Below are 13,450 nucleotides of genomic sequence, written 5' to 3'. Positions count from 1 at the left end.
AGAAGGATGTGCGGCGCAAGAGGCGGTCGGTGGCCGCCTCGCACCCGACCCCGCAGGCCGAGTCAGGGGCTGCCCAGGATGCGGCCCGGCCGCCCAAGGACGACGAGGAGGCGCAGGGCAAGGCCGCCAACGCCGAGGAGATGAACGAGGCCAAGCCGAAGGAGTTCGACAAGGACGCGTTCATCAAAGCGGTTGAGAAGGCGATCGCCGAGAAGGCGCCGAAGAACCTCGACGAGGCGGACAAGTTCGCCGACTCCGGCAAGGCCGACGAGGTCCGCGCGGAAGTGCAGGGCGAGGTCGGCGAGGGAAAGCGGGACTCGGCCGAGCAGATCGCCACGACGACCGCGGCGCCGCCGGACACCTCCGCGGCGGTGCCCAAGAAGGTCGTCCCGATGGCCGCCGACCGGCCGCCCGGGGCCCCCGCCACCCCTGATCCGGCGAACGCTGTGCCGGACAAGCTGCCGCCGTCCGCCACCGACATGTCCTCCGGTCCCGCACGGGTCGACGGGCAGATGGCGGAGGCGAACGTCACCGAGACGCAGTTGAAGCGGTCCAACGAGCCGACGTTCAGTAAGGCGTTGAGCGAGAAGAAGGCCGCCGAGCGGCACTCCGCGACAGCCCCCGGAAAGCTTCGCAAGCATGAGGCGACCGAGTTGCGCGCGTCCACCGCGCAGGCGAAGCGGCTCGGCACCGCGGCCATGGCCTCGATGGGCGCCCTGCGGGTACGGGCCGGGCAGCGGGTCGACACGGGCAAGACCGGCGCGAAGGGCCGGGACGAGGAGAAGCGGGCCCAGGTCACGGCGGTCCTGCAAGGGGTTTTCGACACGATGAAGAAGGACGTCGAGGCCATCCTCGGCGGCCTCGACAAGCTGGTCGACGCCCAGTTCGGCAGGGGCGAGAAGGCGGCGCGGGACGCGTTCACCGCCGAGCACAAGCGGAAGATGGAGGAGTACAAGGACCGCCGGTACTCGGGCGCGATGGGCAAACTGCGCTGGGTCCGGGACCTGTTCGCCGGGCTGCCCGCCGAAGCCGACAAGATCTTCGATGAGGCCCGCGACAACTACGTCCGCCGGATGCGCCAGGTGATCTCCGATGTCGCCGATACCATCGGCGCGGAGCTGAACCGCGCGAAGCGCCGCATCGCGCAGGGCCGGACCGAGTTGCAGGCCGCGGTACGGAAGCTCCCGGCCGAGCTGCGGTCCATCGGGCAGCAGGCGGCCGCCGAGTTCACCGACAAGTTCGACGAACTCACGCAGTCCGTGGACGACAAGGGCACCCAGCTGGTCGACACCCTGGCCACCAAGTACACCGATGCGCTCAAGTCCGTCGACGACGAGATCGCGGCGGAGAAGGAGAAGAACAAGGGCCTGGTGGCCAAGGCCGTGGACGCGGTCAAGGCCGTGATCAACACCATCCTGGAGCTGAAGCGGCTGCTGCTGTCGGTCCTCGCCAAGGCCGCGCAGGCCGTCATGCTGATCCTCAAGGATCCGATCGGCTTTCTGCGCAACCTGGTCTCGGCCGTCGGCGCCGGTCTGCGGCAGTTCCTCCAGAACATCGGCCGGCATTTGCAACAGGGCATCCTGTCCTGGCTGCTGGGCAAGACGGCCGAGGCGGGCATCCAGCTGCCGGCCAAGTTCGACGCGCAGGGCGTCCTGAAGATGCTCGCCTCGCTGCTCGGGCTGACCTGGCAGAACATCCGCGCCCGGATCGTCCGCAAGGTCCCGAAGATGGAACCGGCGATCGCGGCGGCCGAGACCGCGGTGCCGCTGGTCGCGGAGGTCCGCAAGCGGGGCGTCGCGGGGATGTGGGAGGACCTCAAGACGCGCGTGGGCGACCTGCGCAAGAACCTCCTCGACAAGGTCATCGAGTATGTGACGCCCACGATCGTCCAAGCCGGGATCATGTGGGTGATCTCGCTGCTCAACCCGGCGTCGGCGTTCGTCCGCGCGGTGAAGCTGATCATCGACATCGTGCGCTTCATCGTCACCCAGGCGCGCCAGATCTTCGAGTTCGTGGGCGCCGTGCTCGACGCGGTCATCTCGATCGCGAGAGGCGGCAGCGGCGGCGTACCGGGCCTGATCGAACGCGCCCTGGCCCGCTCCATCCCGGTCCTGCTGGGCGTCCTGGCCGCGATCCTGGGCGTGGGCGGGATCGCCGCCCGGGTCAAGCAGATCGTCCAGGCGATGACCAAGCCCGTGAACCGGGCGGTGGACTGGGTGATCGACAAGATCGTGGGCCTGGTGAAGAAGGTGTGGACCAAGATCAAGAGCAGCAAGGCGTGGTCCAAGGCCAAGGACAAGACCGGCAAGGCGTGGTCCAAGGTCAAGGAAAGGAGCGGCAAGGCGTGGTCCAAGGTCAAGGAAAAGGCGGCGGCCGTCTTCAGCTGGATCGCCCAGAAGATCACCGGAAAGACCATCGCGAAGCCCTTCGCCATGGCTGCGGGGGAGCGCCATACCCTTACGGCCCATCCCTCCGGATCCGGCCTGAAGATCACCATCGCGAGTGCGTTCGCCGGTGAGATCCGGTCCGTGATGACGAAGGTGGAGGCCGAGGCGAACAAGCTCCCCGACCCCGAGAAAGCGAAGGCGCTGACGGCCATCTCCGGCATCAAGAGTCAACTCGTCCGCGTGTCAGCTGCGGAGAAGAGATGGCTTTCGGGCAAGGCGGCGGCCGAGAAGGCGGTCAAGAAAAGGGTTGAGAAGCGGAAGGCGAAGGGCAAGATCAAGACCGCGGCGGAAGCCGAGGCGCTCAGCAGGCAATGGCTCGCCGAGAAGGAGCAGAAGCTCTACCAGCCCATCGAAAAGCTCCTGGCCGACCAGATCAGGGAGCTGAGCAAGCTCACGAGCATGAAGCAGTTCGTCCAGGTGCGGGCATCGGACACCCGCCGCCTGCCACGCGGTTACGACGTCCGTACTCGGCTCTATGTCCTGGGGAGCGGCTGGAAGTCACAGTCCTCTGCCTGGCGAGCGAAGGAGAAGAAGACCCTCGTCGAGATTGTGCGGACAGCACTGGCTTTGGGGCAGACGCCGAAGGCCCGTGCCCAGCTCGTCAAGCTGGACCAGCGGTACAAGCTGCCGGAAAACGCGCTCGACCTGTTCGACAAGGGACAGTTCAAAGCCGCGCTTGTGGAGCAGACCGCATACGACGTCGACCACCACCCCATGCCGCTGGCGCAGCACTGGACCAATATCGGATACAACACGGGCGACATCGACCGCCGGAACGCCACGGTGGACACCGGCAACTGGCGGCTCATCACTCACAAGAAGAACGTCAGCCTCCAGGCCGGGGGCTACCATTACCACAAGCAGCGGGATCTGGGGAAGTCGTTCACCAGCGAGCTCGCGGACGGTGGGATCCCGAACGCCAAGCGGATCGACGGCCGTCCGCTGCTCGACGAGAAGGAAAGGCCAATCCCCTGATGAGGCTCGCCACACCCCCCACTCCGGTGGCCCTGGCGAATCACGCCCCGATCATGGCCGTCGCGGTCGGTTCGGACGGCACGGACGTGATCGTGGGCCAAGTGGCCGACGACCGGCATCCGGCGCTGAGCCGGTGGAGCCTGCCGGGGCTGTCCCCGCTCCCCGGGCCGGATCCCTGCCCGCTCACCCCGCACGGAGACATCTGCAACGTACTGACCCGCTCGGAGCACGGCCTGCTGGCCGTGGCCGGTATGCGAACCCAGCAGTTGGTCGTGGTGGACGCGGTGACCGAAGGCACGCAGACGACGCCGGTCGAAGGGCACGTCCTGTGGGCCGAGCTGGCTGGCTCGCTGCTCGCCAGCAGTGGTACGCGGACCGAGATCTTGGACCTCACGGCGGACAGGCTGGTCTGGCGCCAGGAGCCGCCGGCGCCCCCACCGCCGAGCCACACGAACATGGTCCCGCTGATCACCTTCCGCCCGGACAGGCGGGCTTTCGCGGTGGGCGGTTCCGGCGACCCGAGTGTTCTGCTGTACCCGCTGGCCGGAGCAGAGCCACTGCTCGGTGCCGACCCGTCGGCCACACTCTCCGGCGCACCGGAACGACTGCGCCGACTCGAATTCGGCCCCGACGGGAGATATCTCGTCGCTGTCGACGCGTATGCCAAACGAACCGTCGTCTGGCGATCCGGGGAGACCGAGCCCCATCTGCCGGACATCTTCGGTGAGAACGCCGATGACCACTGGTCCGTCGCTTTTCATCCGGATGGCGAGCACTGCGCGATGGGCATGCTGTTCGGCTACATCAATCTCTACCGGCTGTCCGACGGCGAACTGCTAGACAGCCGGCAGCAGCACGCCGGCCGGGTGAACACGCTGACCTTCAGCCCCGACGGCTCCCTCCTGCTCAGCGGCGGAGATGACGGCAAGCTGTTGGCGTGGCCGGTCGATTGACGCCGGCCGCGGCGCGGGGCCGCGGCCGCCCGGCGTCAGGGCTGATGAGCCGACTTCTGCTTCGCCACCACGATCACCGGCGGCGGTGACGGGCGCGCCATCGCTTTGGCCACAGCCGCGTTGCCCACCTGATTCTGGCCCGCCACCAGGGGGTGTTCGAAGGGGGACGGCGGTTTGTCCGGGGCCGGTGCCGGAGCCGGTACCTGGCGGGTGGCCGTCGCCGTGTCCTGGGTGCGTGCCGGTGGGACCGGGGCCATAAGGCGGTGGAGGGAGAGCGGGGGTTCGGTGGGCAGCATCGGCTTCACCCTTTGGACGCGTGGTCGAGCAGATGGGCGTGTGGGCCCAGTTCGGCCGGGCGGAGCAGGCGGGCCTCACGCTGGAACTGGCGCGCCACGCCGCGTACGACATGGCGCATGCCGATCGCGGCGCCGCCGCCGTCCGCCGCGGCGAGGGCGGCCGTGCGGGCCGCCGCGGTGATGCCGGCGCCCGTCATGTCCAGGCGGGCCAGGGCGTCCAGGTCCACGTCGGGCGCCAGCGGTGCCTCCTCGGGGAAGACGAGGCGCCACAGTCTGCGGCGTTCGGCGGCGGCCGGGCGGGGGAAGTGGACGACGAAGTGGAAGCGCCGGGTGAACGCCGGGTCGATGTTGTCCTTCAGATTGCTGGTCAGGATCACCAGGCCGTCGCTTTCTTCCAGGCGTTGCAGCAGATAGCCGACTTCCAGATTGGCGTAGCGGTCGGTGCCGTGCTTCACCTCGCCGCGCTTGCCGAACAGGGCGTCGGCCTCGTCGAAGAGCAGCACCGCGTGGCTCTCCTCGGCCTGCCGGAACGCGGTCTCCATGTTCTTCTCCGTCTCCCCCACCCATTTGGAGACGACCTGGGCGAGGTCCACCTTGAGCAGTTCCAGGCCGAGCATGCCGGTGACGATCTCGGCGGACATGGTCTTGCCGGTTCCGGGCTCTCCGGTGAAGAGCGCCTTGACCCCGCCGTGCGCCGAGCGGCGGGCGAAGCCCCAGCTCTCGGCGATCCGGGGCCAGGCGCGGAAGGCGGAGGCGATCTCCAGGATCTGGCGGAACTGGACGTCGGGCAGGACCAGGTCGTCGACGGTGCGCCGGGGCATGATCGAGTGGACGGCGCTGCCGCCGCGTCCGCGGGTGACGGTGGCGATGGCGGGTTCGACGTGGTCGGCGACCGGCTCCGGATGCCCGTTGCCGGCCACGCGTGCCCCGGCCTCCGCGACCGAGGCCACGGCGCGCAGTTCGCCGCCGCTCATCCGGTACCGGACGGCGAGGTCTTCGAGGAGGGTCGCGTTCAGGTCCGGGAGCGCGGCCGACCACATCGCCCGGCGGTCGGTGAACCCCGGTACCGGAACGGTGAGTTCGGCGTAGGCGCGCGCGGCCAGCAGGCCCGCCGGACGCCAGGGCTTCAGGCCGGTCAGGCACACCGGCACACGCGAGCGCACCAGCGCGGCGGACACCGCCTCGGCGTGCGGCCGCTGTGGCTCGCCGTGCAGGTCGTCGGTGGGGACCCACAGCACCGCGCCTAACACGACGGCCGTCCGCAGGTCGGCCTCGGGGTCGGCGGTCAGGGTCCGCAGCGGTGCTCCGGCGGCCCGGGCCAGCGCCTGTACGGCATCGAGCTGGCCGTCGGGCGGGCAGCCCCACAGCCCGGCCAGGTTGATGTCGCCGGTGCCCAGCGCACGGCCCAGCCGGGTGAGCCGGTCCGAGGACAGATACGGGGACGGCAGGCGCGGTTCCGGCGGCGCGACTTCGCCGGGGTCGTGGCCGACCAACCCGACGTCGCCGCCCCAGCCCAGCAGGAAGTCCAGCACCCCGGGGCCGAGGACCAGCTCCTGGGCGAGCTCGACCGCGGCCTCGCCGTGCGCGCGCAGCAGACCGTAGCGGCGCAGCGGCCCGGCCGGGCCGAGGGAGCGGCGTAGGGCGAGGCGAGCCGCCGCGCTGTCCGCGCCCACCGCCACCAGCAGCTCCACGCTCGGCAGCCGCCGGTTCAGGTTGTCCACGATGTAGGCGTAGATCCGCTCGTAACCGCGGTCCAGTTCGGGCGCGGCCACCAGGAGCAGCGCGTCCTGCTCGGCGCGGCTCAGGCCGAACCGGGTGGCGAGGGTGTCCAGCGGCAGGGTCGTGCCCTGGGCGGACGCGCGCCGTCGCAGGTCCCGCTCGGCTTCCGGCTCCGGCTGCCGGGGGGCGTACGGCTCGGCCATGGTGTCGGTGAAGGCGTGCACCTCGCCGAGCAGCACATCGACCTGTTCGTCTGTCACGCAGTACGGCGTGAGGTCCGGCCTGGTGAGCCGGGCCGCGAGACGCGCCTGCCGCTCGACGGCCGCGCGCAGCGCCCGGTGCGCGTCGGCCAGCCGGATCCGCAGGTGCTCCACCGCTGGTTCGCCCATGTGTCTCACCCGGCCGAGAAGGTCAGGGTCCGGCCGCCCAGCCAGACCACGTCGGGCACGTCGGCGAGCAGGCCGCCGCGCAGCAGGTCCGCGTGGCGCCGTCCCATCGGGACCCGTACCCGGACGGCCGCGGGCTCGAACCGCACCGTGGCCTCCAGGTCGGCGAAGCGGCTCAGGGCCAGCAGCGGATCCGGTGTCTCGCGCTCACGCCAGAGCGTCCAGGCGATCGTGGACAGGCCGAGCGCCGCGGCCAGGGTGACGGTGCGCTCCAGGCCGCCGTCCGGCGCGAGCGGTACCGCCCGGCGCTCGGTGACCAGGGCGGTGACCAGGTCCGCGAACCGCTCGGCGTGGCCGGGCAGTTCCGCGGCCAGGCGCAGGTCCGCTCGCGCGCCCGCGGCGGTCCACAGCGGCGTGCGCCAGGGCAGCCGCGCCACCGGATCGCCGCGCAGCGGCCGTACGCCGGTGAGGAACGGCACGTCCGCCGCGGCCAGCTCGCGCAGGGTACCGGCGGGCAAGGGTCCGTCGCAGAGCAGCACGGGCGGCCGCCCGCACGCCTGCCAGTACGGCGGCAGCCCGGCGGCTTCCCCGGACCAGGCGATCGGGAACATGCCCTGGGCGTCGACGAGGAGCAGCCCGTCGTCGGCCCCGATGATCAAGAGCGGGTCGGCGGGGTCGTGGCCGCGGCACACCGAGAGCGCCAGGACACCGTCGAGGACCGGGAGCGCGGGGCGCACCTGGCGGGTGAAGGCGGCCAGCCGCTCCTCGGCGATGGGTGGCTGGAGACCGGCGAAGGCGGCCGCGGCCTCGCCGTCCCGTTCGGCGCGGCGCCAGCCCCCTGCGGTCACGCCCAGCACCTTGTACGCCAGGGCCGCGGCGAACAGCGGTGCTTCCTCGGCCAGTTCTACACCGGCCAGGGCGGGCCCGATCGCGTCGAGGTACCCGATGCGCGCCAGTGGACCGGCGAGCAGGAAGGGCAGCGCGGACCACACCCGTACCTCGTCGGCGGTACGCACCGCGGCGGCGCCGCCGCCGACTGCCCCGGGCGGCTCCTCGACGACCTGGTCGTGCGGGCCGGCCAGGGACCGCCCCAGCCGTACCGCCTCCGCGCGGTCGGCCGACGCCAGGAAATCGGCGAGCAGCCCGGTCAGGTCCGCCGCGTCGGCGCCCGCGACCGCGGCGCGCAGACGCTCGGGCAGCGAGCCCGCGGCCCCGGCCGCGAGGGCGCGCCCGACGAGCTCGGCGAGCAGCCGGGCGCCCGCCTGGTCGTCGACGCCGAGCAGGGCGAGCAGGTACGCCCGCACCGACTCGTCCGGCAACAGCGCGAGGAGCGCGTCCAGTTCGCCGCGCTCGGCGAGTTCGGCGAAGAGCGCGGCGGCGCCCGGGGCGGTCCACGGGTCCGGCTCCGCCGCGAAGGACTCCTCGAACGACACGGCCTCGGCGGCGGGCGCGTCGACGGGGATCTCCGCCATCGGCACCGGTGCGAAGTGGACCTCGACGGGCAGTCCGCCGCTCGCGGACCGTCCGGACCGGCCCGGACGGCCCGGACGGACGGTGACCGTCAGCGGTTCGGTGATCTCCACGTCCGGTCCGTCGGCCGCCAGCCGCTCGGCGAAGTGGTCCGCCAGCAACTCCGGCAGGGCATCGGCCACCTGGCGCACCAAGCCGCGTGGGTCGGGGCCCCAGCTCCACCCACCGCGCCGGACCACCGTCACGGTGCACCGGTGCACCGTGATCTCGCCGGGCCCACCGGGCTCGCCGGGCTCACCGGCGGTCGGCGCGGTGGGCGCGCTCACGTCACTGTCGCCTTCTCCAGGCGGCCCGCCCAGCCGGCCGCCAGCACCAGCACACCGTGCACGGTCCCCCCGACGAGGGTCACCGGCAGCTTCACCTGGGTCTGCTGGGCGGGGATCTCCCCGGCGAGCACATGGGTGTCCTGCTCGTCGGAGACCAGGGCGACCACAGGGGTGGGGCGGGCCGCGGGGACCTTCACGGTGACGGTGATCCCCTCCTTGGCCAGCGCGATGCCGCCGGTCCACGACGCGAGGCGCACCAGCGCCGGTTTGGGTTTGCCCTCGGGCGTCACCTCGACCCCGAAGGCCAGCGGCGCCGCGAGGGAAGCCGGTTCCTCGTCCACGGCCGCCACGGCGAGCTCCCTGGCGCTCAGCGGAAGGGCCGCGACGTGGCCCGCGCCCAGGGAGACGCGCAGCGGCAGCGCGCGTCCGACGAGTGCGGCCACATCGGCCGGGGCGCCGGCGCCGGTCAGGGCCAGCGCTCCCACGACGTGGCCGGTCTCGACCGCGTACACCACGGAAAGCGCCATCATCAGCCACCGCCGTTCGATGCCGCGACCGTCGCCACGACGAGGAAGTCGACCGCCCCGGGCTCCTCGACGACCTGGGCCGGAGTTACCAGGGGGTTGTACAGGCGCACCCGGCATCGGACCCGCCGCTCGCCGTCCACGGTGGCCTCCACCGGGCTGAACAGCGTCGCGTCCGTCAAGCGCGGGGTGTGCGGGGTCAGCTGGACATGGATGACGACCCGGCCGTCGGCGACCTGCTGCGCGGTGATGCCGGACGGCAGCGGCAGCAGCATCCCGTCGGTGGCGGTCCCGGAGATCACCTGGGTGCTCCCGGCCGGCATCCGGCCGCTGAAGCTGCCCTCGATCGTCAGGTTGCCGTTGGCCGCCACGGTCATCAGCGGAGCGACCGCGCCGCCGCCCTGGTACAGGCCGAAGACCAGGCTCGGCGCCTCGCCCCCGGACAGTACGAGCGCCGGCTTGCCCTCCTGGGTCTCCGGGCCCGTCCGCAGGGTCAGCGCGCCCGACCGGGCGGACACGGTGTCCGCACGCACGCCCGCGAAGCGCGCCGCGACGCCGCGCGCCGTGGTCACGACGCCGCTGAAGTGGCCGTCCGTCCACTGGACGTAGCCCAGCAGGACGAGCCAGCGGGCGGGCGGGTCGGCCGGTGGAGCGCCGATCGCGGGTGGCCGCTGCTCCGCGACCAGCCGCTCGTCGCCGAGACGCCCGAAGAGGATCTGGTACGACTCCTCCACACGGGTCTTCGTGGCGCTCCCGGAACAGGAGACCGGCCCGGGGAGCTGGGCCGGTTCCCGGTCAGCGGCGGTGAGGAAGACCGGGTAGGGCTCGTCCGTCGGCTGGTCCGCGCCGTTGACCTCCTCGAAGTCGCTCTCACGCAGCACGACCGGCTCGGTGATGACCACCTCCCGGCCGGCCCCGTCGAGGGCGATCCCCGGCTCCACGCTCACCTCGACGTGACGGGCGTTGGTCAGCGGGTCGGTACGGGGCTCGGTGACGAGGCCGAGCCCTTCGGCGATGCCCCACTCGTGCAGGTGCCGCGCGTACCGGGCGGACCGGCCGCGCGCGTACTCCACCGTGGCCGACAGGTCCGCGGCGGCCAGGACCTGACCCTCGTGGAAGGCGGGGCGCAGCGGGCCCGTCATGGCGTCTCACCGGGCTTGTTCGTACGGGGGGACCGGGACCGCTTGGCCGGTGGCCTGGAGGGTTCGGCCGGGCCTTCCCTCGGTGCGCCTTCGAGCTCCTCCAGGCGCGGGCCGAGCCGGTCCGGCAGCTGCTCCGCCACCTGGGACACCTGAGCCTGAGCTCTGCCCAGTCCGCCCCGAAGCCCCTCCAACGCGGCGGTGAGGTCGGTCACTTGCGCCCTGAGCCGGGCCAGTTCCTGGATGCTGTCGGTCACCTCACTGGGTGTGGTGTAGACCTGCTCGTGCAGCGCCTTGGGCGGTGTCTCGCCGGGGGCGGGGGTGAGCAGCAGGGACAGCATCTCCTCCAGGGCGCCGGTGCGCGGCCAGTCACCGAGGAGGTCGTCGGGGTAGGGGCGCGGCACCGGCCCTTCCGTCGGGAGCGTCGGCTTCTGGTAGCGCGGCAGGGGCCGGCAGCACACGCGCTCGGCCAATTCGCGCAGCCGGTAGAGCTTGGGCAGCCATTCGCCGTACGCCGATCCGCCCGGCAGCACCTGCTCCCGGGTGGCGGAGCAGACCCGTACGACATCGCAGCCGTCCAGCTCCAGATGCGCGAGCAGAACGTCGGTGTCGGCGCACGCGGCGCACGGCGGGTTCAGCGTGGCGCACGCCGCGTCCGTCAGGAACCGGCGCACCGCGGTGCCCAGTGCCGCGGCCGCTTCCGCGATCTGCCGCACCTCCGCGATGGTCGCCTTCTCGGTGCTGTCCGACGGCGGGGGAGGCAGCAGGGGCGGTACGTCGATGGCGGCGACGTCCTTGCGCAGCGCGCAGTCGGCGAGGCCGGCGGCCTGGTCCAGCCGGCACAGCAGCCACTCCCTGACCAGGCCGATGTCCGCGCGGAACTCCACCCGCAACGCGTGGGCGAGCGGGGTGCCCTGGGCCAGCATGCGCACTTCCAGCGGCGCGTCCGGGTCGCCCCGCTCCGGCACGACCCGGGCGGCGGTCTCGGTGACGACGGCGCGAGCGATCGTACGGCGCAGCGGGTCCGGCCACGCCGCTTCGAGGTCGGCGCCGCTGAGCCGCTCGCACGCCGTGCCCAGGACGCGGCGGGCCTCCCGCACGGTGGCGAGGTCCGGGTAGTCCTTCCTGAGCTGGTCCTGCCCGGCCGGGTCGTAGGTGTCGAACCGGGCGACGGCGGCGGCCAGTGCGCGTACCTGCTCGGTCATCTCGCAGGCGGTCGGCGGGGCCGGGGGGCCCTCTCCGCCCGCGTTCTCGCGCAGCCAGGTGAGGGCGGTGGCGTACCGCTGGGCGTCGGCGGCGTCCAGGCGGAAGGTCCGGCCCGTGCCGAGTGACGCGGCGAACAGGGCGTCGGCGTAGTGCCCGAGCCGCCGGTCGCGGGTGCGGGCCCGGTCGGCCCCCGCCAGGTCGCCGAGGCTCGCCAGGAGCCGGGTGCCGGGGTTGTGGCGGTGGTCCTCGAAGTCGTCGCACCTGACGACGAAGCGGAACGCCTCCTGGATTCTGGAGGGCACGCAGCCCGGTGAGGGGCAGGGCTCCTCCGTGGCGTACGGTGCCACCGGCTCGACGGGGAGCTCCTGGTAGCGCACATAGAGCCCGTAGCGGCGCCCGCCGTCCTCGTCGCAGTCCTCCCCGCAGTCCACGCCGAGGGCGCTGACGCGCCCCTCCCGCACCAGTGCCCGTACGTCGACCCGTTCGGTGCAGGGCACCACGATGTCGTTTCCGGCGCAGTCCAGCGCGTGTCCGGGGTGGACCGCCACGGTTCCGCCGCCGCATGGATCGCAGGTGACGCCCAGGCCGCAGATGACCCCCGGCCCGTACAGGGACCGGTTGTGCAGTCTGCTCTTCGCCGTCGTGTACTCGACCAGCAGGCTGAGATCGTCCTCGGTGAGCAGTTGCCCTGCGAAGAAGCGGGGACGTACGAAGGCGGAGGTCCGGGTGGCGTCGCCACCGCAGCCGCATCCGCAGTCGGTTCGCATGATCAGCGCTCCTTCACAAAGAACCAGCTCTCGAAGACGTCCCCACCCGCACCGGTGCCGGACGTCCAGGGCCCGATGCCCGAGGGCGGGAGGTCGCAGCCGCCGTGCGCCGCCGACCGGGTGGCGTCGGTGGCGATGGTCGGTACGCGTCCGCCGACGTGGGTGCCGTCGACCGGGCGGCAGCAGCGGTCGAGGATGAACGCGGCACGGACGGTGATCAGTACGCGGTCGCCGTCCTGCAGCGTCTCGCGGGTGGTCTGGCGGTAGCGGAACTGCCGGGTGAACTCGTCGCACTCGGCGTCCGGTTCGGCGAACGTGCCGCCCATGTACCAGGTCGAGGCGTTGCGGCCGCTGCCGCCCTCGATCACCTGCACCTCCACCACGCCGGGCCGCAGGGTGTCGGAGCGTACGTCGGCGGAGAACCGCACGACGAGCCCGCCGTCCTCGTCCTGGGTGCCGAGCAGGGCCTTGGCCTCGTCGATGGTGTAGGTGTGTCCGTGGATCCAGTTGATCCCGGTGATCACTGTGGGCAGGTGGCGGCCGAACGGACGGCGTACGTTCATATGGATCTGGTCGCGGCGCACCGGCTCGTACCAGTCCACGCACTCGATCCTGGCCAGCCACAGCACCTTGTGCTCGCAAGCGGAGCAGCAGGTGTCACAGCGCTCGTCCACCGGCGGCTCGCACCCGGTGACCCGCACCTTGTAGCACTCCTCCGTCCAGCCGAATTCGCAGTCCGAGGTGTCCGCGCAGGCGTCGTTGTAGACGGCGCGGGTGGGCTCGACGGGCCGCTCGGCGTACTCGATGCCGACCCAGACGGTGTCGGTGTCCCGTTCGTGCGGCGGCAGCGCCTTCCACAGGTCGATCACGCAGCCGCCGCGCACCACGACCTCGTTGCCCGCGCAGTCCACGGCGAGACCGGGGGTGATCCTCGCCTTGGCCCGGCGCCTGGTGTGCTCGGTCTCGGCACCGCCCTCCTCCACGCTCGCCTCGGGCCGCGCGGACTCTTCGGCGGCGTCCGGCGGGCAGTCGTCCTCCTCCCGCGGCGCCGGTTCCACGTGCAGGCCGCACACCACGCCGTAGCCGAGCAGACAGCGCATGCGCAGTCGCAACTTCTCGCGGTGGTAATCCTGCTCACGCTGGAAGTCCCGGGCGCCCAGCATCTGGCCGTGGAAGTACCGCAGCCGGCGCAGCGGTGGCGCGTCGAACCCCTCTGTCCTCGGTGTCTCTGTCCCGGTCATC

Annotated in this window: 9 protein-coding genes; 2 read left to right on the top strand and 7 right to left on the bottom strand. The window is 72.1% G+C overall.

Annotation, left to right across the window (positions count from 1 at the left end; genetic code table 11):
* Positions 1 to 8 precede the first annotated feature (8 nt).
* A complete protein-coding gene (locus ABZU99_RS20185; protein ID WP_356046139.1) occupies positions 9 to 3,422 on the top strand; it encodes an HPC2 multi-domain protein in 3,414 nt (1,137 codons plus the stop codon).
* On the top strand, positions 3,422 to 4,375 hold the full coding sequence (locus ABZU99_RS20180) for a hypothetical protein (RefSeq protein WP_355944305.1): 954 nt from the start codon (positions 3,422 to 3,424) through the stop codon (positions 4,373 to 4,375). Before ABZU99_RS20185 ends, ABZU99_RS20180 begins: the two co-directional genes overlap by 1 nt.
* 35 nt (positions 4,376 to 4,410) lie before the next feature.
* On the opposite strand, the gene ABZU99_RS20175 is transcribed toward ABZU99_RS20180, so the two are convergent.
* From ABZU99_RS20175 to ABZU99_RS20145, 7 genes are read right to left on the bottom strand one after another with little or no spacing between them, the layout of a single operon-like run.
* Positions 4,411 to 4,671, bottom strand: coding sequence for a hypothetical protein (locus tag ABZU99_RS20175; RefSeq protein ID WP_355944303.1), 261 nt, complete (start codon positions 4,669 to 4,671; stop codon positions 4,411 to 4,413).
* Positions 4,672 to 4,676: 5 nt separating this feature from the next.
* Complete coding sequence (locus tag ABZU99_RS20170; RefSeq protein WP_356046138.1) at positions 4,677 to 6,779, bottom strand: ATP-binding protein; 2,103 nt, start codon at positions 6,777 to 6,779, stop codon at positions 4,677 to 4,679.
* Positions 6,780 to 6,784: 5 nt separating this feature from the next.
* On the bottom strand, positions 6,785 to 8,572 hold the full coding sequence (locus ABZU99_RS20165; protein ID WP_356046137.1) for a hypothetical protein: 1,788 nt from the start codon (positions 8,570 to 8,572) through the stop codon (positions 6,785 to 6,787).
* Complete coding sequence (locus ABZU99_RS20160) at positions 8,569 to 9,099, bottom strand: hypothetical protein (RefSeq protein WP_356227913.1); 531 nt, start codon at positions 9,097 to 9,099, stop codon at positions 8,569 to 8,571. The genes ABZU99_RS20165 and ABZU99_RS20160 overlap by 4 nt, the downstream gene beginning before the upstream one ends.
* A gap of 2 nt (positions 9,100 to 9,101) precedes the next feature.
* Positions 9,102 to 10,238, bottom strand: coding sequence for a hypothetical protein (locus tag ABZU99_RS20155; RefSeq protein WP_355944295.1), 1,137 nt, complete (start codon positions 10,236 to 10,238; stop codon positions 9,102 to 9,104).
* Positions 10,235 to 12,208, bottom strand: a complete 1,974-nt coding sequence (locus tag ABZU99_RS20150) for a hypothetical protein (protein WP_355944293.1) — start codon at positions 12,206 to 12,208, stop codon at positions 10,235 to 10,237. The genes ABZU99_RS20155 and ABZU99_RS20150 overlap by 4 nt, the downstream gene beginning before the upstream one ends.
* A 2-nt stretch (positions 12,209 to 12,210) precedes the next feature.
* Entirely contained in the window at positions 12,211 to 13,449 is a 1,239-nt protein-coding gene (locus ABZU99_RS20145) for a hypothetical protein (RefSeq protein ID WP_356046133.1), read from the bottom strand.
* Position 13,450: the final 1 nt, after the last annotated feature.

Source organism: Streptomyces sp. NPDC005266 (genome assembly GCF_040607655.1).
GTDB lineage: Bacteria > Actinomycetota > Actinomycetes > Streptomycetales > Streptomycetaceae > Streptomyces.
This window is presented reverse-complemented; position numbering and strand designations above follow the sequence as displayed.